Here is a 19,485-nt window from a genome sequence, read left to right as displayed (position 1 = left end):
GTGCCGCCGTGACGGAAGCCCCGGAACGTGCCCGGGACCTCGACCGGACCGTGAACGACGTGCTGCGACTGGCCCGATCCGGGCACACGCCCCTCGGACCCCTGGCCACGGAGCCATTGGGGCCGTTGGCGGACGGGATCGAGCAGCGGTGGCACGGACTCTTCGCCAAGGACGGCCGCCGCGTCGACTTCGACCTCGATCCGCAGACCCGGGACCTACGGGTGCCCGGCCGAGTCGTCGGTCAGATCCTCGACATCCTCCTCGACAACGCCCGCAGCCACGGCCGCGGATCGACCACCGTGACGGCCCGGGACCTCGGTGACGCCGTTGCCCTCGACGTCACCGACGAGGGAACCCTGCACACCGATCAGGCGACGATGTTCTCGCGCGGCCACACCACCGGATCCGGCACCGGCATCGGACTCGCACTGGCCACCGACCTCGCCCACTCGTCGGGCGGGCGACTCGCACTGACCGACACCGACCCCACGACATTCACACTCCTCCTCCCGCTCCGGCGGGACGAGGACGTGGAAGATCCGGCCTGAAGGAACGACACCGAGCGCCTGATCAACCGAACGCAGGACCGCCGTGGCATCGCCACACGCTTCGACAAGCCACGCGAGAGCGATTTCGCAGGCATCGAACCCGCCCCGCGATCACTCGGCTCGAAGACCCCCCGAGAGCAACCGACTGCCACTACGGAGCCGAACTTGCGCCCCCATCACCCCTGACGCTCAAGGGCACCGCCGGCTTGGGCGTACCCGACGCGGTCCTCCTGGACACCCACGTACGCATCCACGACCTGGCCATCCACAAGCCACCCGGCGTGCCCCCGACAGACCGTTGCGACCGTCCTCTCCTCGGTCGTGCGACCGGCCTCGCCGGCGGCGCGGTGGAGGTAATGCTCGGCACCGCCCTCCAAGCCTGACGGCATAGCGCCGAGTAGGACCAAGTGGCCTCGCCCACGGACAAGCGGCGTGGGGCTGGAGGGACGATCCCCCCGATGGCCGTGACGCGGCGGTTCCAACACGTTTCACTGGTACACCCGTTGGGTCGCGGTGGTGTGGTGAACGGTCTGCGTGAGCGGCTCGGTCGTGGCCGGCCGGGCGGGCCCCGGGCCGGCCCGCGCCGACCCGCACCGACCCTCACCCAGCCGCGCGGTGCCCCTTGTTCTCAGCGTTCTCTCAGGCGTGATCCGCGATGGTTTCGGGGACAGAGCACCGGTGCGTCGTCGTTCCCGCGATACGCGGTCGAAGCGACGTCGGATCGCGACGTATGGGAGGGAGCGCTATGGCGCCGTCGGCCGTGTCCGACCTGGCCGTGAACGTCCTGGACGCGAGTTCGTTGTTGTCCGCGTTCGGGGCGATCGGAATCGCCGTGGTGTTGTTCGCGGAGACCGGGCTGCTGATCGGCTTCTTCCTTCCCGGCGACTCGTTGCTGTTCACCGCCGGTCTGCTGTGTGTGTCGAGTTCCTCCGGGGTCCACCTGACGTTGTGGCAGGTCCTGCTCGCCGCCGTGGCCGGCGCCCTGATCGGCGCGCAGGTCGGGTACGTCCTGGGTCGCCGCGGCGGACGCGCGCTGCTCGCCCGGTACCGGAACAAGAGCCTGCACGAGGGTGTGCAGCGAGCCGAGGAGCTGCTGGCCCGGTACGGACACGCCAAGGCGGTGGTGTTGGCCCGCTTCGTACCGATCGTGCGTACCGTGCTGAACCCGCTCGCCGGTGTCCTGGAGATGCCGGTGCGCACCTTCACACTGTGGCAGACCCTCGGCGGGGCGGTCTGGGCGATCGGACTGGTCATGGCAGGCTACGGCCTGGGTTCGTCGGTGCCCAACGTGGACACCTACCTGCTGCCGATCGTCGCGCTGGTCGTCCTGGTATCGCTGACACCCATCGCCCTCGAAGTGCTCAAGGCGCGACGGCGGAAGCCGAACACCGTGCCTCGGCACGCCGGGCATCGGGAGGAATCATGACCGCGTCGGCCCTCTTCGGCTCGTCCGTCGACGGCGGGCTGTACACGCGGGTGACCGAATGGGCCCGGCACACGCCGGATTTCGTCAACCGGGTGATCGACGACTGGACCGCGTACGGCCTGGTCGTCTTCGCGGCGCTGATGGTGCTCGCGTGGTGGTCGGCACGCGGGCAGGACACGGTGCGGATGGCGCGGGCGCTGTGCGCGCCGCTGGTGGTGGCCCTGGTGTACGCGCTGGACACCGGGCTCAAGAGCCTGGTCCACGAGCAGCGGCCCTGCCAGAGCATGGCGAACTCGTTCACCGTCGAGAGTTGTCCGGCTGCCGGCGACTGGTCGTTCCCGAGCAACCACGCGGTGATCGCGGCCGCGGCGGCGACCGTGATCTGGCTGCTGAACCGTGCCCTGGGCATCCTCGCGGCGGTCGCGGCGCTGGCGATGGCGGCCTCCCGGGTGTGGGTGGGCGTGCACTATCCGCATGACGCGCTCGTAGGTCTCCTGGTCGGGGTGCTGTTGGCGTGGCCGCTGACCCTGGCGGCGGGTCGGGCCGCGCCGTTGGTGGAGCGGATGCGGGACTCGCGGATGCGTCCGTGGGTCGCCGCCGGGCGATGATCGAGCGCGGTCGCGCCGCGTTGGCGGGCCGGTGGGCGCGGGCCCGTGGGTGGTACCGGCGGCACGCGGGCGTGCGCACCCGGTCGGCGCTGGCCGCCGCGGTGGTGGTGGCGCTGGTCCTGGCCGTGGCGATCGCCGCGTTCGTCCTGCTCTACCGGCGGTCCCTGGAACGCACGATCGACGCCGACGCGAGCCGGCAGGCCCGGGCGGTCGCCGCCGACCTGGCCCGCACCGGCGTACCGGAAGGCGAGTTCCCCACCGAGCGGGGTGGGTCGGCTCCGGTCCAGGTACTGCGTCCGGACGGCACGGTGCTCGCGTGGTCGGGCGCGCTGAGGGGACGGCCGCCGATGTCCGCCGCCCGGCCCGCGGCGGGCCGGCTGCAGAGCGAGGGCCGGCGCGGGATCATCAACCACGAGGACCGATACCGGGTGGCCACGATCGGCGTGGGCCTGACGGACGGGACGTACACCGTGGTGGTCGGCGAGTCCCTGGAGCCGATCCGGGACAGTGTCGAGGACGCCGCCGCGCTGTTGATCGTCGGGTATCCGGTGCTGGTGGTCGTGGTCGCCGGCGCCACGTACGCCTTCGTGGGGCGATCGCTCGGACCGGTGGAGGCGATCCGGCGCAAGGTGGCCGGCATCGGCGCGGCCCGCCTCGGCGATCGGGTCCCGGTGCCCGAGGCGCGGGACGAGGTGGCCCGGCTCGCCGAGACGATGAACGAGATGCTCGACCGTTTGGAGAAACAGGTCGACGCACGGCGTCGGTTCGTCGCGGACGCCGGGCACGAGTTGCGCAGCCCGCTGACCACACTGCGCACGGGCCTGGAGGTGCTGGGCACGCGCCCGCTCGCGGACCGGGACACGGCCATGGTCGAGCTGCTGACCGCGGAGACCGTACGCCTGGACCGCCTGGTCGACGACCTGATCCTGCTCGCCCGCGCCGACGAGCGCGAACTGCGACCGCGCTTCGCCGACGTGGATCTGGACGACCTGCTCGATGCCGAGCGGCACCGGCTCGCCGTCCGGCATCCCGACCTGGCCGTGACCGCGGCGATCACTCCGGTACGGATGCGCGGCGACGCCCATCGACTCGGCCGAGTACTGCGCAACCTCGCCGACAACGCCGCCACGCACGCCGGGTCGAGCGTGCGGTTCACCCTGCGCGAAGTCGACGGCAACGCGATCGTCGAGGTGATCGACGACGGGCCCGGCATCCCGGTCGAGGACCGAGAGCGGGTGTTCGAGCGGTTCGTCCGACTGGACGAGAGCCGGCGCCGCGACTCGGGCGGCACCGGATTGGGGTTGGCGATCACGCGCGAGGTGGTCATCGCGCATGGGGGAACGGTTGAGGCGTTCGCCTCGGCGCAGGGCGGGGCGCTGTTCCGGGTGGTCCTGCCGGTGGATGCGCGTGACGAGGCCACCGGCCGCTGATTCGCTGGGGGTGGGCAACGGTGGGTGCGGGCCGGGCTCGCGAAATCCGCACCGCGCCCTGAACCCGCGGAGCCTTTGGCGAGTCCGGCTTCGAGTCAGCAGGTGTTCGTCGGCGTGGGGTGCGCGTCGTGCTTGTGCCGGAACTTGTCGAGCAGGTTGTCCGCGTGTTCGGCGGCCACGCGCAGCGCGTGCGGTGCCTGCACAGTGTCGGCGGCGGTGGTGCAGGGGCGCGGATTCGGCTCCTGGGCCGCAATCGGCGGCAGCATCAAAATGGCCACCACAGCCGCGGCCAGAAGCGCCGGCGCGATGATTCGCATCCGCCGTCCACGTCGAGCGCGCAGCGAACTCGAACGGGTGATCACTGCCTTTTCTCTCCCCGACATCACACATCGGCGGCCCAGTCCGGCCACCCTCACCGGCAGCCAACCACCCGCCGGCTGAGAACGTGCTGAGAAGCCACATGCCCCGGGGCGAAACGGGCGTACGCACCGTTGTCGTGTCTCAGCGTCTTCTTGGGTTCGGGGTGGTGTGCTGGCTGCACGGTCGGCGGTTCCGGCGGCCGGTGTGTGGGCGGCGGAGGTGTCGGGTGCGGGTGCTGTTGGTGGAGGACGAGGTGCGGTTGGCGGAGACCGTGCGGCTGGGGCTGGTCGACGCGGGCTTCAATGTCGAGGTGGTCCACACCGGGACCGACGGCCTGTGGGCCGCGACCGAGAACACCTACGACGTGATCGTGCTCGACATCATGCTGCCGGGCTTGAGCGGTTACCGGGTGTGTGAACGGTTGCGCGCTGCGGACGTGTGGACCCCGGTACTGATGCTGACCGCGAAGGACGGCGAATACGACCAGGCGGACGCGTTCGACCTGGGGGCGGACGACTATCTCACCAAGCCGTTCAGCTTCGTGGTCCTCATCGCGCGCCTGCGCGCGCTGGTGCGCCGGGGAGCGCCGGTGCGACCCGCTGTGCTCGAAGTGGGCGCCCTGACCCTGGACCCGGCGCGCCGCCGCGTCGAGATCGAGGGCGAGGAGGCACAGCTGACCCCACGGGAGTTCGCGCTGCTCGAGTTCCTGATGCGTCGCGCCGGCGACGCGGTGTCGAAGACGGAGATCCTGGCGAACGTGTGGGACGCGCACTACGAGGGGCCCGCGAACGTGGTCGAGGTGTATGTCGGCTACCTCAGGCGCAAGATCGGCCGCGAAGGTCGCGACACCGGCGCGCGTTCGGCCGGCCCGTCGGGCGCGCCCGGCCGGCGGCCCGTGATCGAGACGGTGCGCGGGGTCGGGTACAGGCTGGTCGATACCGACCGCATCGGTGGCGGGTGAACGGGCCGTCGCCGGGCGGCCCGGTCGCCGGGGGTGTGTCCGCTCGGGCGTGCGACACGCGGCCCGCGCGGCGGCCCGTCCGACCGGTCAGGGCTCCCCGACAACCCCCGAGTCGTGGGTTGGGAGTGTCGCGGTGTCGCCGCGGGCCGTGAGTCGGCCTTCGGTGAGAACGTGCACGGTTTGCGTGTAGCGGGCGGCCAGGTGGTGGTCGTGGGTGACCAGGGCCAGGGCCGTGCCCCGTTCGGCGCAAACGGTGCGCAGGAGGTCCATGACGGCGATGGCGGTGTCGGGGTCGAGGGCGCTGGTGATCTCGTCGCACAGCAGGTAGTCGGGGTCGACGGCCAGGGCGCGCGCTATGGCGACGCGTTGGCGTTGGCCTCCGGACAGTTCGACGGGGTGGCGATCGGCGAAGTCGGCGGGCAGGCCGACCAGTTCTAGCAGTTCGACGACACGTGCGACGCGCGGGCCGCGGGCGAGTGGGGTGTGCAGTGCCAGTGGGCGGGCCAGGGCGGCACCGACGGTACGGCTCGGGTTGAGGGTGGCGAGCGGGTTCTGCGGGATGAGCTGGATCCGGCGTTGCCGGTCGCGTCCGCGGCGGCGAACCGCGGGGTGCAGCGGCGCGCCGTCCAGGGTGAGTGTGCCGGAGGCGGGCACGGCGAGTCCGGCGAGCACGCGAAGCAGCGTGGTCTTCCCGGAGCCGGACGGGCCGACGATCGAGACCGCGGCGCCGGACGGGAGTGCGAGGTCCACGCCGTCCAGTGCCGGGCGGCGATTGCGACCGGTGCCGAAGGCGACGGTGACCCGGTGGGCGGCGAGTTCGTGCCGCTCGGGCTCCGCCGCGGCGATGGACTCGGTGGGCGGGCGCACGTGGTCGGGGTCGATCCGGGGGGCGGTGCGCTCAGTGGGTGTGGTTCGCTCCGCCGGGATTCGCGTCCGCGCCCGCTTCGGGGAGGAGGGCGGCCGTGTTGGCGGGCCGGCCGTTCCGAGGGTGTCCGCTGTGCCGGGAGTTACGAGGGCGATGGTGTCGTCGGCGCATGCCCCGACCAGTTCCGGATCGTGGCAGGCCATCAGCACGGCGAGTCCGCGGGTATCCGCGAGGCGTCGCAGGAGCCGGGCGATCTCGTCGCGCAGCGCGGGGTCGAGTCCCGCGGTGGGTTCGTCGAGCAGCAGCAGTCGGGGGTTGCGGGCCAGGGCGCGGGCGAGCGCGACGCGGCGCTGCTGGCCGCCGGAGAGGGCGCTGGGCCGGCGGTCGGGCAGGCCGCCCTCCAGGGAAAGGCGGCATTCGGTGAGGAGGGCGTCGACGGCGTGTCGGGTCGGGTCGTGGGCGGTCTCGGCGACGAGGCGGCGCACGGTCATGCGGGGGTTGAGCGCGGAGCCGGGATCCTGGCCGACGTAGGCGAGTTCGGTGCGGCGCAGCCGGGTCAGCACGGCGCGGTCCAGCCGCAGCACGTCGTGGCCGAGGACGCGTGCGGTGCCGTCGGTGGTGGCGCCGGGCGGCAGATGGCCGAGCAGGGCCTTGAGGAGTGTGGTCTTTCCGGAGCCGGACGCGCCGGTGAGCGCGGTGATGCGGCCCGCGTGCACGGTGGCGTCGGTCGGGTGCAGCAGGTGGCCACCGGGGAGGCGGATGCCGAGTCCGGCGGTGGCGGCGACCACCGTCTCGGCGGCATCGCCGTTCGCGGCTCTCGCGGCACGGTCGGCGGTGCTCGAATGCGTGTCGTGGCGTGTGTCGTCTCCGGGTTCGGGTTCGGGTTCGGGTCCGGGTTCGGGTTCGGGTTCGGGTTCGGGTCCGGGTTCGGGTCCGGGTTCGGGTCCGGGTTCGGGTCCGGGTTCGGGTTCGGATCCGGGTCCGGAGCGGGTAGGGGTGCGCGGGCTCATGCCGAGGTCACCGCCTGAGTGCGGGGGGCCGGTGCCGAGGCGGCGAGGTTGACGGTGATCGCCAGGAGGGCGATGGCGGCGCTGGGCGCCAGGACGGCCCACGGGTTGAGGAGGATGCCGGGGGCGTTCTCGCGGATCATCAGCGCCCAGTCGGCTTCGGGCGGTTGGGGGCCGATCTGGAGGAACGCGGCCGTCGAGATGATGTAGACCGCTTCGACGAAGCGCAGTCCGAACAGGGTCGTCACGGTGCCGCGCAGGTTGGGCAGAAGTTCGCGGACGGTGATGGAGAGGCTGGACTCGCCGCGCATCAGGGCGGCTTCGACGTACCCGGCGGCGGCGAGCGGTGCGGCGGCCGCGGCGACCACGCGCACGGCGAACGGGGTGCCCAGGACGACGGCGGCGGTGACGACGGCCAAGCGTCCGCCGTCCGGCCAGGCCAGGGCGACGAGCATGATGCCCAGGACGGACGGCAGGAGGATGGCGACGTCGGCGGTGCGTTCGAGGATGCGGCCCGCGCGCGGGTGCAGTACCGCGAGGCAGCCGAGCAGGGCCGCCGCCGCAGTGACGGCGGCGGCGATGAGGAAGGCGCAGCCGATCAGCGCGGTTCCGCCGTCGAGGAGGCGGGACCACACGTCGCGGCCGAGTTGGTCGCCGCCCAGAAACGCGCCGTCGCCGGCCGTGGCGTAGGTGGCGGTCACCGGGGCGTCGATGGTGTGCGGTGCGAGCCGGGGTCCGGCGAGGGCGGCCCCGAGGAAGAGCGCGGCCGGGAGGAGCAGGGGCAGCACACGGCGCGCGGCGCGACGCCGCCCGGGTCGGGCGGACGCGGCGGCGGTGGTGGTCGAGGCGGCGGAGGTGGTCATCGGCCGGCTCCGGCGGTCTTGGCGCGGACGAGGTCGGCGGCGAGGAGGACGACGGTGATCGCGGCGCCCGCGAGGGCGACGGAACCGGCGATCAGGGCGGTGTCGCGGCCTGCGACGGCGCCGGCCAGGACGGTGCCGATGCCGGGGTAGTTGAAGAGGGTTTCGACGACGACGGCGCCGCCCAGGAGCATGCCCGTCGAGGTGGCGATGCCGGTGGCGACGACGGGGAGCGCGCCGGGCAGCGCGTGGCGCAGCAGGACGCGGGTGGTGGACAGGCCGTCCAGGCGGGCGGCTTCGACGTGGGGCATGCCGGCCTGGTCGGCGAGGGCGCCGCGGACGATGCGGGTGTTCCAGCCGATCTGTGGGATGGCGAGGGCGAGCACCGGCATGATCATCATGGTCCATTCGGCGGGTTTGCCCGTCGCGTCGGCGACGGTGACCGCGGGCAGCCAACCGGTCCACAGGGACAGGACCAGAACCAGGCCGGTCGCCAGGACGAAGTCGGGCACGGCGAACGCGGTCGTGGCGGTGTGGCCGATCACGCGGTCCGTGCGCCTGCCGGGGCGCGCGGCGGCCAGGCAGCCGAGGGCCAGAGACGCGACGGCCGTGAGGGCGAACGCCGCGCCCGCCAGGACCAGGGTGTTGGGAAACGGGTCGCGCAGCAGGTCGGCGACCTTCTCGCCGCGCGCGGAGGTGCCCAGGTCACCGGTGGGCAACGCGATCATCCAGTCCGTGAAGCGCTCCCACAACGGCCGGTCCAGGCCCAGCTGTTCGCGACGAGCGGCAATGCCGGCGGCGCTGTCGCCGCGCTCCGCGGTGGCGGTGGCCGCGTCGCCGGGAAGGATCTCCACGGCGACGAAGACGACGGCCAGCAGAGCGATCAATACCAGGGTGCGGTGCAACAGGACGGCGCCCGCGCGTAGCGCGGCCCGCCCTGCGCGCCGCACCGGGTCGGTGGACCCGGCCGCCGCTGCGCCCGGGGTCAGCGCAGCCACGCGCTCTGCAACTGGACGCGGCCGTATCCGGCCAGGGCGGGCAGGCCCTGGACCTTGGCGGTGGCGACGTCGATGCCGTCGGCCATGCCCCACAGCAGGTAGCCGGAGCGCTCGTGCTGGATCTTCTGCACCTCGACCAGGCCTGTGGCGCGGCCGGCCTCGTCGGCGGCGCCGACCGCGCGACGGTAGGCGTCGTCGAACGCCGGGTCGGCGAACTGGGCCTCGTTCTGGCCGGCGTCGCCGACCATGAGCTTGGAGCCGAGGAAGAGCACCGAGTCGTTGGTGCCCCAGTACGTCGTGTAGAGGGTGCCCTTCTGCCAGGTTTCGTCCCAGAATTTACCGGACTCCTGCTTGACGACGTTGATCCTGATGCCGGCTTCGCGGGCGTGGTTGGCGAACAGCGTGGCGGATTCGGCGAGTCCGGCGATGTCCTCGGTGGTGATCAGGTCGTACGTCCTGCCCAGGTCGAAGTTCGCCTCGGTGAGGAGCTGCCTGGCGCGGGTCAGGTTGCGGGCGCGCTGCGGGATGTCGCGGGCGTAGCGCGGGTCGCCGGTGCCCATGATGTCGTTGGCTACGGTGCCGTAGCCGGACAGGACCTGCTTGACCATGGCGTCGCGGTCGACGACCAGGCGCATGGCCTCCCGCACGCGCGGGTCGGCGAACGGGCCGTCCTTGGCGCGCATGACGATCGGCATGGCCATGTCGTTCGGGCGGCGCACGACCCGCAGGTCCTTGCGGCTCTCGGCGGTGCGCGCGGCCACCGGGCCGACGTTGGAGGCCAGGTCGATCTGGCCGGCGAGGATCGCGTTGGACATCGCCTGCGCGGTGTCGAACATGGTGATCTCGACAGCGTCGAGGAGGACTTCGCCGCCGTACCACTTCTCATTGCGGACGAGGCGGGCATTGCCGTTGCGGTACCAGTCGAGTTTGAACGGACCGGTGCCGGGCGCCTTGTCCAGCGCGTTGTCCGGGGTGTCCTTCTTGAGGATGAAGCTGCTTAGCCGGGTCAGCAGCGGCAGTTCGGCGTCGGGGTAGTCGGAGACCAGGACCACGGTGTCCTGGCCGTCGGCGGTGATGTTGTCCGCCTGGATGCCGGGCAGGCGCGAGGCACCCGACTTGGTGTTGCGCAGGCGGCGCAGCGACCAGACCACGTCGGCGGCGGTGACCGGGCTGCCGTCGTGGAAGAGGGCGCCGGGAGCGAGCTTGAAGCGCCAGGTCTTCAGGTCGGGGCCGGCTTCCCACGACGCGGCCAGGCGGGGCGCCGTGTTGGGCCGGTCGGCGGGCACCGTCAGCGTGTCGAACACGAGCGACAGGACCAGATAGTCGCTCTCGTTGCTCTGCGTGCCGTGCGGGTCGCGGGTGATTGCCCCGGCCCGGCCCAGCGCGCCGACGCGGAGCGTGCCGCCCTTCTTCGGGGTGCCGCCGGTGGTCTGCGGCGCCGGGGTGTCGCCGCCCTGGGACGAGCATCCGACGAGGGTGGCGGCCCCGATCCCTCCGCCGGCTATCAGCAGTTGGCGCCTGTTCACGTACACGGTGCGTCCTCGTTCTCGAACCACAACCACAGATGATTAGGTGTGCCTACCCTAATTCGGGCGGCCGGCGCAAGATCGCCGACGGTAGCGCACCGTGCTCCCGGCTCCACGCTCGACCGCGCCCGAAAGGTGCGGAACCCGGCTGCTACGGTTCCCTGCCCGATCCCGAGGAGCCGCTGCGTACGATGTCCACGACCTTCATTCGCGACGGCCGCGCCCTGGCCGTACTCGCGGTCCCGCTGATCCTCACCCAGCTCGCCCAGGTCGCGCTGACCACCACCGACACCGTCATGATGGGCCTGCTCGGCACCGAGGAACTCGCCGCGGGCGGACTGGCGATCGTCGTGTTCAACCAGGTCCGCACCATGGGCGTGGGCCTGGTGACCGCCGTCGGCAACCAGGTCGCCGCAGCAGCCGCGCGGGCCGAGCGCGCCGCCGACGCGGTGGCGACGAGCGCGCCGGGAGCCGCGAACACGGGTGGCGTCGGGCCGGAGACGACGGCGGACGCGGCGTGCGAGGAGGTGCGCGCCGTCGTGCGCGCCGCCATGGTGGTTGCCACCGGCGCCGGCCTCGTGGGCGCGGTACTCATGCTCGCGGTCGGCCAGGCGCTTCCCCTGCTCGGCCAGGACCACGAGGTCGCCCGCCGCGCGCAGCACATGCTCGCCGCCCTCGCCCCCGGCCTGCTGCCGTGCCTGTGGTTCCAGGTCGTGCGCCAGTTCACGGTCGGCATGCGTCGTCCTCAGGCGCTCCTGCACATCACGGTCGCCTCCGTCGCCGTCAACGCGGGACTGAACTGGGCCCTCGTGCACGGCGTTTGGATCCTGCCGGGGGCGGGGCTGGTCGGGATCGGCGCCGCGACGTCGGGGGTCTACCTGCTGACGTTCCTCGCGCTGTACACCGTCGCCCGCCGCGACCGCGAACTCGCTCCGCTGCTGGCCCTGAACCCCGCCCGGGCGGACCGCGCGGCCGTGCGGCGCCTGGTCGGACTGGGCGTGCCGATCGCCGCGACATACGGCTCCGAGGCCGGGTTCTTCTTCGTCACAGCGCTGATGGCCGGGTCGTTCGGACCGGCCGCGCTCGCCGCGCACACCGCGGTCAACCAACTCGTGTACATCGTCTTCCAGGTCGCCGTGGGCCTGTCCCACGCCGCGTCGATCAACGTCAGCCGCGAGATCGCCCTCGGCGACCACGCCCGCGCCCGCCGCCTCATGCGCACCGCACTGGGCTGCGCGGCCTGCGTGACGGCCGTGGTCGGCGCCGCGTACCTGACGGTGCCACACCTGATCCTCGCCCCCTTCCTGGACTCCGACTCCGGCGACGCCCTGACCATCGCCACCCGACTGCTGATCGTCGCCGCAGCCCTGCAGTTCTTCGACTGCGCACAGAACATCGGCGTCGGACTCCTGCGCGGCCTCGACGACACCCGAACCGGCTTCCGCGTCACGCTCGTCGGCTACTGGGCGATCGGACTGCCCGCGTCGTGCCTGTTCGCGTTCGGGTTCGGCGCAGACACCCTCGGACTGTGGCTCGGTCTGCTCACCGGTCTCGCCGCCACCGCCGCGCTGCTCCTGCGCGCCTTCACCACCGCGCTCGACCGCCGGACAGTCGGATCGACCGTCGCCACGACATAGCCCGCCCCGTAGGCGGCCGAGGCTCCCGGACGGGCCACGACTGCGGCGCGCGGTGGGCGCAGGACGTCGACCTCTCCGGTTCCGACACGATCGCCGTCGCCAAGACCCGCACCATCGTCTACGACCGGGCCCTCGACAAGGGCAGCCGCAACAAGGACGTGGAGAAGGAGGCCAAGATCGAGGCCGGGAAGCGCGTCCTGCCGGTGCCCGCCCCGGCGCTCAAGGGACTCAAGACCTTCCGCGCGATCCAGGCGGCGGAGAAGCTCGCCGCGGGGGACGCGTACGTGGACAGCGGCTACGTCCTCGTGGACGAGCTCGGGAACCCGTTCCAGACGGACAAGCTCCGGCGCGAGGCGTACAAGCTCATGAAGGCCGCCAGGTCCGCAAGGTCCGCCTCTACGACGCGCGCCACGCCGTCCTGTCCTGGCTCGCCAACAACGGGGTACCCGACACGGTGGTCTCCGCCTGGGCCGGTCACCCGGACCTGGGCTTCACCAAACGGGTTTACGTGCACCCGGATCCGCAGAGTTTGAAAGCCGGTTCGGACAAGCTCGCCGAGTTGCTGGGCTGACGGCTCTTCAGCAAGCTGCCCCGGACCGTTGTGAGAGTCTGTGAGAGTGAGCCCGACAAAACGGACGAAGGCCCTGTCTCGTTTTCGCGAGACAGGGCATCTGACCTGCGTAAACGCTGGTCGGGACGACAGGATTTGAACCTGCGACCCCTTGACCCCCAGTCAAGGAGGTGGGGCATTTTCGCAGGTCAGGGGCACTTTGCTGCTCAATATAGTGCTCGTTTTCTGGCGTTTTGTATGGTTTCGTGCATGGCGTGTGGTCCCCAAATGGTCCCCAGGGCGAGAGTGCCGGGGACCGGGATGTACTGCTGCCGCGCTGTTGGGAGGAGAGGCGGGAGCTTTCGCGTATCCAGGCTTCCTGGGGGTGAACCACGCTTGTGGTTTGCGGAGGTTCGGTCGAGCCACACCCCGGGGTCACGCCTACCAGCGGTGTGTCCGTGAGCAGTTCCCTGCGGCTCGGAGCAGGCGCCCGTGCTGCGGCTGTGCGTCAAGTCGACCTGCGGGTGGCTCGGTTCCGCAGGTCTCGCACCATCGCGGCCCATGCCCAGGACTCGGCTCCCCACCAGTGGATGTGCCCAGCAGGGTGCCAGTCGGCGAGTTCGTCCAGCGAGGCGATGATCGTGTCGGGATCGAGGCTTCCCTGTCGGTGTTGCTGCGGAGAACGATTGAGAGGTTCCCGACGCGGCCGGCGGATGCGATGATCTGAGCTGGACCGGATGGACTCAGGTCGCGGCCCTTTGGAACCGTTTACGCCTCGTGTAGGTTCTCGCTAGGGGCTCAAGCCTCGATGTGATCTCGCTTCATTGCCGGTCCCCACCGAAACCCCACATATTCGGCATTGCGAACCCCTCGGCCTGCGCCAAGCGTTGGCGGAATGCCTTGAACCCGAGTAGGACCAGCTGACATCCGGGCTGGTGCGGTCACCACCACCAGGAAACAGGCACAACCCCACAAAGGCTCCTCGATCGAGACTCACATGATCGAGTGGGCAGGGCAGGTACGACAAGCGACCCCTGCTATCCGGGCTTCCGCAGAACAACACACTGCGCCTCAGAGACTCCGCACCACTCGCGCCCTGCCTTGTGTACGGAAACCCAGCGCATGGCGATAAATCTCCGGCATTCGGTAGCGCCCGTCGGCGTCCCTTGCCAGTGCACCCCATTGCTCCAGAGCTTCGACATCGTCGGCCGACAGCTTCAAATCTGTTGCCTCGAACGGCATCTTGACGGAGTCCGAGAATGTTGACATAACCCGCAGAAGCTTCCCAAGGCGCGGGTTTTCCTGGTTGATCTCCTCCACCTTCGCACGGCTACAAGCGCCCAGGGCATGGCGCATGGCCGCCGGTGTCAAAAGTCTGTCTGGCCACCGCTCATCTCCCACGGACGCGGCCGCCGCCTCGCAGAGGAAGCGGACGACATCACGTGCCTGAATCTGCTCGTTGAAGTCCGCGAGGGCCGCGGGAACCCACCGTTCCGTCCATGCCTCACGCGAGTTGGCGGTCCCTAGCTTCGCCCCCCACAAGCCAAGGAGCGTCTGCACAATCTCTTCGTAACCCATGTCCGCAATCGGCCGCTCCAAAGGCGCCATCGCGTCGGCGCTTGTCGCCACCCACAGCGAGAGTCGGAGGGCATCCTCGGTATCCCAGCGCAGTTCGTAGGGGGCATAGCGATCGAGGAATTGGCCGAGGTTCTGCCTGATCGCCGCGCGAACCAAATCCTGGCGTACGAAGACCACGAGGCCAAGCGAGCGACTCCGAAGTCGACGGAGCCAAGCCGGAACCTCGACTAGCAACGTCCGTAGCGCGATGCGCCTCGATTCCGCCTCCAGGGACTCCAGCCAGTCCTCCAAGCCGTCGATGACGAAGAGGCAGGCCGCGGACGCGTCCAAAGTACGCTCGATCAGGAATTCTTCTGCGGGTTGACCGCGGTCCGCACCTGCTGACAAGGCTAGGCACTCCAGCCAGCGTTGCCGCCAAAACTCTGGGTCATCGGCTCGCTCGTCCCGAAGTCCGGCATTGAGATGGCTCCGGATCTCGTCTGCGGTGATACCTTGCCCGCCTGCCGCATGGTCTCTGAGCTTCTGCGGCGACACCTCGTCCGCCGCCGGCTCAGCAATGTTGACCGGATCCAGGACGGGAATCACCCTTGCGGCCCGCTCAACGTTCTGACCATTCTCCTGGGCAAACGCTTCCCAAGATCCCTCGGCACACATTCTCGCGAAAGTGAACGTCTTTCCTGCACCCTTAGCGCCGACCACGATTGCTACAGGAAGGTCCGTGCTGTGATCCGCGATCAGTCGGCGAACCGGCTCGGTGGTGAGGAATCCCAGCCCGGAGTCCATACCGCGTTGCTCAGCAAAGACAAGTCGGCGTGCGGTGCTTTCCAGGGCGCTCCGACGATCGTCCAGCGTTGCCGGTTCCTCGGATCGAGTCGAGGCCATCGGTGTCACGCTTGGGGCGAATTCAGCAAGCAGCCCGGATAGACCGCAGCGCCGGACGACCTCCACTACTGCGTCCCAGCTTTGTGGAAGCGCCAGCAACTCCTCACGGAACGGACTCAGTACGGGCTCGGTCAGCACCTGCTCATCTACCGCGAGATCCTCCGGTGCGTACTCTCCGGCAGTGGCCTCCACGAGGACAATGGTGGACGACAGTGCCGCCGAGAGCCCTCTCCGTGCCTCCTCGGCATGGCTATCGTGCACATCGAGCCGATACTGCGTCACAATCGCGCCTGGAGTGGGGTCTGTCCCCGCCACTGCGGGCGACTGCGCCCCTAGCTGCCGGATCATAGTCTCGGTGCCTTGGAGGGACTGACTACTGATCGTGGTGACGAAAATACGCATCACCCGGGGGTCCAACAGAATCGGCGCTGCCAACTCCGAGGCGCCGGCCCGAAGGTCCAAAACGACAGTGTCAGCCTCAGCAGCGATTGCGAGGGCTACCAGGGACTCGCTGAGGAAGTACGGGGAGCGATCCTCGGTCAGCAAGTCGGCGGGGCCAATACGGGGCGGGCCGAGCCGCGTTCGCCGACTGGCCGGAAGAACAGTCACGCGGCCCGTACCCGGGTACCGCGAAACCCTCTGATTCGGCAGATATGCGGCGGCGATCTCTACCGCATGCGTCGGATCGCCTTGCTTGGAGGAGTGCAGGAGGGCGAGAACATCCTCGTAGGCGATGTCGCAACGGCCGCCCTGCGCCTGATACATCCAGGTGACACCCGGCGCCTCCAAGTCCGCATCGATGAGGAGGACGTGCTGACCTTGCGAGGCCAGGAGGTCTGCCAGCGCCACGGCGTGCAGTGTGCGCCCCACGCCACCCTTAAAGGAGTGGAAGGCAATCACCTGCCTATCCCCAACAAACTGCGCACCTTCCGGGCGCGGAAGGGCTTCGCCCAGGGCCGAGGTGACGCGGCGTTCACTGAGCTTGGGCCGACGTGGAGCCGCACCTGCGTCAGTCGACTCGACCAGAGACACAGGCAGCGACTCGGGAACGTGGGTCGATGGGCGGTCAAGCGTGAGTTCTAGGGATGTATCAAGTTCAACGGTCGATCCGAGGCCAAACTGGCTGTCCAGCCAGTCTCGAACCGCAGCGACCTCAGTCCTCGGGAGAACCGTCAGCTCCAGCCCATCCCACCAAGCATCTACCTCCAGCAGCCAGTGCGGCCAAAGGCCGTCAACTGCCGCCTCCGCCAGTTGGGAATCGATGTCGACCCAGGTGAAGAGCTTGCCGGCCATAGCACTCAAGATCCCTTCCTGGCTGCCTTCACCAGTGCCTTCAGAGCTTCCGTTGCCGCCTTCTGATCATCGGCGCGTAGTTCTGCACCATAGCGCCATGCTTCATGCAGCTGGTGGCCCTCGATCCACGTGCCACCCCTATGCCGGTGACACCGCAACGGGTCCGGCCCGGGACCAGGGTCCGGGAGGTTCAGCGCCTTGGCCAAGCGGCGCAAGTTGTGGCTACGCAGGTCTTCAGGCAAGCCAGAGGTGTCGTCGCGACACAGAACCCAACGCAGCACCTCGGCCTTCAGCCCGCACTCGGCAGCATAAAAAAGCAGCAATCCGCCGACCGCGTTGTCCCCCGCTTGCTCGACAGCCTCCCCCTGCTTGGCAAGCCGATCACGGCTCCGTCGCAACTCGCCGACCCCCACGTCTACCATCGGACCAGACTACTCCGCGGCAAAATAGGGGACTTGGGCTCTTCCTGGGTGTATTCACCCGTGAGGTTGGGTATGTATGCCTTCTCATCCGCCTCTACGGAACCCCGAATACACCGGATCCCGGTTCCTCGACCAACACGGCTGTACAGCAATGCCGTTCGGCTGCCGCATCAGTGTGAACGCCGATGGCCGGGGCTGCACGGCGATGTCCTCGGCCGGCCAGGTGTACACCTACGGCACCGTCGCCAACCGCGGCAACCCCTACGACATGCAAGCTACGTCGGCGGCCGCAGCAGTCAGGTGACACTCGCCAACGGCACACCCGTCATCAACACCACCTTCGGCGGCAGCCGCTCGAGCCCGCGTTCGTCCCCTCGGCCTCGTTGCCGAGGGGACGAACCGCGGTACGCGGGAACCAGTCTTGGACAGCCCGTCACCTGCTCGGCCTGCTCGCGCCGAGTATGGAGGTCAACGCCGGAGTTCCGCCGATACGACGCAGCCCCCGTTTGGGCAACGCAGCCATCGCCACGGCGGAAGCGGCGACCGCCGGAGACCGGTGACCGATGCCTTGCCGCGAGAAGGTTCACCTACAAGGTGGGGCCATCCGGTCGACACGTCCGCCCCGCTGTCCCGATCGCGGACGCATACCTGAAAACGTCGCAGGCTTCGGTGAGCGACGATGACGAGTTCGTCGAGGGGGCCGGCCCCCGGCCCCGAGGTTGGCCGGGCCATCACTCTTCAAGTGCGCCCAACCGCCTTCCACCAGGTTGAGGTCAGAGCCGACTCGGGTTTCGTAGAGTCGTTCTGCGGTTGTTCAGGCAATCTGGGTGGTTTTCTGGGAGCGTCATGAAGGGCGTGGCGCATCTGGCAGGGCGCTGGGACGGAGGCCTGGGGGAGGCATGGATCCGATCGTGGTCGCGGCCGGCAGCGCCGTGGTGAGTGCGATGGCAACGGAGGCGTGGGGGCGGGCGAGGACGGCGGTGACGGAGGCGTGGCGTCGGGTGCGACCGGATCAGGCGATGCCGTGGGCACCGATCTCGCGCGGGTGCGCGACCAGATGCTGGAGGCGCGGCGCGGCGGCGACGCGGACACCGAGCAGGCTCTGATCGGCAGCCGGCGGCTACGCCTGCAGGAACTGGCGCGGGAGAACCCGGCGTTCGACGACGCGCTGCGGCGGCTGGTGCGGGAGGAGCTGCTCCCGGTCCTGCCGGACGGTGAGCGGTCTCGGATCGGGGCGATCTTCATGAACGCGACAGCCAAGGGCCACGGCCGGGTGTACCAAGCCGGGCGGGACCAGCACATCACCGAGTCATGAACCCCGAGCCGCACGATCCCTCCGGCACGCGGATAAGCGGCCGGGCACGCGGCGACGGGCGGGTACACCAGGCCGGGCGGGACATGTACATCACACAGCACCAGAACGGCATCCCACGTGTGCGACCGGTAACGGCCCTGGCCGGCGTCGCCGCCGTCGTCGTGGTGGTGGTGTTGACAGTGCTCGCCTCGGTGAACCACTGGTGGTCCGACGGCGCGGGTCCGAAGCCTTCTTCCGATAGCGGCCTGGCCCCACCGGCGGGGGTCACGCCCGGCTCATCCCCGTCCACGGCCGCCCTGGTGCCCACGGCGACGGTACGCCCCTGGCGGTTCGCTGCCGGGAGCACGATCTCGTCGTCGCCGACGGCTGCGGACGCGGCGGTGTACATGGGCACGGCCGACGGCACGGTGTACGCGCTGGACGCCGCTACCGGTACCAAGAAGTGGACCCACCCGACCGGCAGCATGGTTACTTCGTCGCCGACGGTGGCGGACGGCGTGGTGTACGTGGGTGTCAACGACGGCACGGTGTACGGACGCCGCCACCGGTACGAAGAAGTGGACGTACCCGACAGGAAGTTCCGCCTCGTCCCCCGCCGTGGCCGGCGCGGTGGTGTACGTAGGCGTCGCCGACGGCACGGTGTACGCCTTCGACGCCGCCACCGGGACGAAGACGTGGACCTACGCGACCGGCAGCACGGTTACTTCGTCGCCGACGGTGGCGGATTCGGTGGTGTATGTCGGTACTACGGACGGCACGGTGCACGTTGTCGACTCCACCGACGGCACCAAAAAGTGGGTCTACCCGACCGGCAGCACCGCTACGTCGCCCGTGGTGACAGATGCGAAGGTGTACGTAGGCACCATCGACGGCACGGTGTACGCGCTGGATGTCGTGACGGCCGCCAAACGGTGGACGTACCCGACCGGTAGCGCGTCTTCCTCATTCGCAATAGCGCACGGGATGCTCTACGTCGGTGCACACGATGGGACGCTTTACGCGCTGGACGCTGTCACCGGCGCCGGGCCATGACCACAACCGCGGTGTGAACGGTAGGGTGTTCATCACCGACGCGATCATGAACGGCCTGCCCCCGCACGTCGCACAGGTCATCGCCGGCCACGACGACAACAACACCACGATGCGGGTTCGAGTTCCGTCGGTCGTCGCCGGCAGAGACGTGTGAAGCGAGTCGTTGGGCTGGTTCGGCGTCGGTCCC

General features: G+C 69.9%; 18 protein-coding genes and 1 pseudogene. 12 read left to right on the top strand and 7 right to left on the bottom strand.

The features are described from left to right. The first annotated feature begins 8 nt into the window (after positions 1-8). The 5 genes from ACFXKZ_RS07950 (at position 9) to ACFXKZ_RS07930 (ending at position 4,012) form a co-directional block, all read left to right on the top strand. A complete protein-coding gene (locus ACFXKZ_RS07950; RefSeq protein WP_379997654.1) occupies positions 9-548 on the top strand; it encodes a sensor histidine kinase in 540 nt (179 codons plus the stop codon). A 206-nt stretch (positions 549-754) separates the two neighbouring features. Continuing rightward, on the top strand, positions 755-931 hold the full coding sequence (locus tag ACFXKZ_RS07945) for a hypothetical protein (protein WP_379997652.1): 177 nt from the start codon (positions 755-757) through the stop codon (positions 929-931). A gap of 362 nt (positions 932-1,293) precedes the next feature. After that, entirely contained in the window at positions 1,294-1,974 is a 681-nt protein-coding gene (locus ACFXKZ_RS07940; protein ID WP_379997650.1) for a DedA family protein, read from the top strand. Further along, on the top strand, positions 1,971-2,582 hold the full coding sequence (locus ACFXKZ_RS07935) for a phosphatase PAP2 family protein (RefSeq protein WP_379997648.1): 612 nt from the start codon (positions 1,971-1,973) through the stop codon (positions 2,580-2,582). The genes ACFXKZ_RS07940 and ACFXKZ_RS07935 overlap by 4 nt, the downstream gene beginning before the upstream one ends. Further along, positions 2,561-4,012, top strand: a complete 1,452-nt coding sequence (locus ACFXKZ_RS07930) for a sensor histidine kinase (protein WP_379997646.1) — start codon at positions 2,561-2,563, stop codon at positions 4,010-4,012. Before ACFXKZ_RS07935 ends, ACFXKZ_RS07930 begins: the two co-directional genes overlap by 22 nt. Before the next feature lie 95 nt (positions 4,013-4,107). Here ACFXKZ_RS07930 and ACFXKZ_RS07925 read toward each other — a convergent pair whose 3' ends face one another. Further along, entirely contained in the window at positions 4,108-4,329 is a 222-nt protein-coding gene (locus tag ACFXKZ_RS07925; RefSeq protein ID WP_379997644.1) for a hypothetical protein, read from the bottom strand. A gap of 269 nt (positions 4,330-4,598) precedes the next feature. On the opposite strand from ACFXKZ_RS07925, the gene ACFXKZ_RS07920 reads away from it, so the two are divergent. Continuing rightward, positions 4,599-5,333, top strand: coding sequence for a response regulator transcription factor (locus tag ACFXKZ_RS07920; protein WP_379997642.1), 735 nt, complete (start codon positions 4,599-4,601; stop codon positions 5,331-5,333). Positions 5,334-5,420: 87 nt separating this feature from the next. On the opposite strand, the gene ACFXKZ_RS07915 is transcribed toward ACFXKZ_RS07920, so the two are convergent. Genes ACFXKZ_RS07915 through ACFXKZ_RS07900 form a run of 4 tightly spaced genes read right to left on the bottom strand, consistent with a single transcriptional unit; the run spans position 5,421 to position 10,595 of the window. Beyond that, positions 5,421-7,208 carry an ABC transporter ATP-binding protein gene (locus ACFXKZ_RS07915; RefSeq protein WP_379997640.1) on the bottom strand — a complete coding sequence of 596 codons (1,788 nt, stop codon included), beginning with the start codon at positions 7,206-7,208 and terminating at the stop codon, positions 5,421-5,423. Further along, positions 7,205-8,068: an ABC transporter permease subunit gene (locus ACFXKZ_RS07910; protein WP_379997638.1), complete on the bottom strand. Its 864-nt coding sequence runs from the start codon at positions 8,066-8,068 to the stop codon at positions 7,205-7,207. Before ACFXKZ_RS07910 ends, ACFXKZ_RS07915 begins: the two co-directional genes overlap by 4 nt. Beyond that, positions 8,065-9,063 carry an ABC transporter permease gene (locus tag ACFXKZ_RS07905; protein ID WP_379997636.1) on the bottom strand — a complete coding sequence of 333 codons (999 nt, stop codon included), beginning with the start codon at positions 9,061-9,063 and terminating at the stop codon, positions 8,065-8,067. Before ACFXKZ_RS07905 ends, ACFXKZ_RS07910 begins: the two co-directional genes overlap by 4 nt. Continuing rightward, positions 9,051-10,595 (bottom strand): ABC transporter substrate-binding protein, encoded by a 1,545-nt coding sequence (locus ACFXKZ_RS07900; protein WP_379997634.1) that lies wholly within the window; start codon positions 10,593-10,595, stop codon positions 9,051-9,053. The genes ACFXKZ_RS07905 and ACFXKZ_RS07900 overlap by 13 nt, the downstream gene beginning before the upstream one ends. Positions 10,596-10,780: 185 nt before the next feature. On the opposite strand from ACFXKZ_RS07900, the gene ACFXKZ_RS07895 reads away from it, so the two are divergent. Both ACFXKZ_RS07895 and ACFXKZ_RS07890 read left to right on the top strand, forming a co-directional pair. Then, positions 10,781-12,226, top strand: coding sequence for an MATE family efflux transporter (locus ACFXKZ_RS07895; protein WP_379997632.1), 1,446 nt, complete (start codon positions 10,781-10,783; stop codon positions 12,224-12,226). A 158-nt stretch (positions 12,227-12,384) separates the two neighbouring features. Further along, positions 12,385-12,759 (top strand): hypothetical protein, encoded by a 375-nt coding sequence (locus ACFXKZ_RS07890; RefSeq protein WP_379997630.1) that lies wholly within the window; start codon positions 12,385-12,387, stop codon positions 12,757-12,759. Positions 12,760-13,847: 1,088 nt separating this feature from the next. On the opposite strand, the gene ACFXKZ_RS07885 is transcribed toward ACFXKZ_RS07890, so the two are convergent. Together ACFXKZ_RS07885 and ACFXKZ_RS07880 are read right to left on the bottom strand one after the other, a co-directional pair. Further along, a complete protein-coding gene (locus tag ACFXKZ_RS07885) occupies positions 13,848-16,529 on the bottom strand; it encodes a KGGVGR-motif variant AAA ATPase (protein ID WP_379997628.1) in 2,682 nt (893 codons plus the stop codon). A 5-nt stretch (positions 16,530-16,534) separates the two neighbouring features. Beyond that, positions 16,535-16,951 carry a hypothetical protein gene (locus ACFXKZ_RS07880; RefSeq protein WP_379997626.1) on the bottom strand — a complete coding sequence of 139 codons (417 nt, stop codon included), beginning with the start codon at positions 16,949-16,951 and terminating at the stop codon, positions 16,535-16,537. Between the two features lie 1,024 nt (positions 16,952-17,975). Here ACFXKZ_RS07880 and ACFXKZ_RS07875 point away from each other — a divergent pair. The 4 genes and pseudogenes from ACFXKZ_RS07875 to ACFXKZ_RS07860 all read left to right on the top strand — a co-directional run bounded on the left by ACFXKZ_RS07875 (position 17,976) and on the right by ACFXKZ_RS07860 (position 19,452). Beyond that, positions 17,976-18,266 carry a hypothetical protein gene (locus ACFXKZ_RS07875; RefSeq protein WP_379997624.1) on the top strand — a complete coding sequence of 97 codons (291 nt, stop codon included), beginning with the start codon at positions 17,976-17,978 and terminating at the stop codon, positions 18,264-18,266. Continuing rightward, positions 18,263-18,751: pseudogene (locus ACFXKZ_RS07870) on the top strand (PQQ-binding-like beta-propeller repeat protein); the annotation flags it as partial. The gene ACFXKZ_RS07875 and the pseudogene ACFXKZ_RS07870, both read left to right, overlap by 4 nt. Positions 18,752-18,776: 25 nt before the next feature. After that, entirely contained in the window at positions 18,777-19,298 is a 522-nt protein-coding gene (locus ACFXKZ_RS07865) for a PQQ-binding-like beta-propeller repeat protein (RefSeq protein ID WP_379997622.1), read from the top strand. Positions 19,299-19,311: 13 nt separating this feature from the next. After that, on the top strand, positions 19,312-19,452 hold the full coding sequence (locus tag ACFXKZ_RS07860) for a hypothetical protein (RefSeq protein ID WP_379998712.1): 141 nt from the start codon (positions 19,312-19,314) through the stop codon (positions 19,450-19,452). Positions 19,453-19,485: the final 33 nt, after the last annotated feature.

Origin of the sequence: Embleya sp. NPDC059237 (assembly GCF_042754105.1) — a bacterium.
Classification (GTDB): domain Bacteria; phylum Actinomycetota; class Actinomycetes; order Streptomycetales; family Streptomycetaceae; genus Embleya.
Note: the sequence above shows the minus strand (reverse complement) of the source record. Positions and strands in the feature narration are given on the sequence as shown.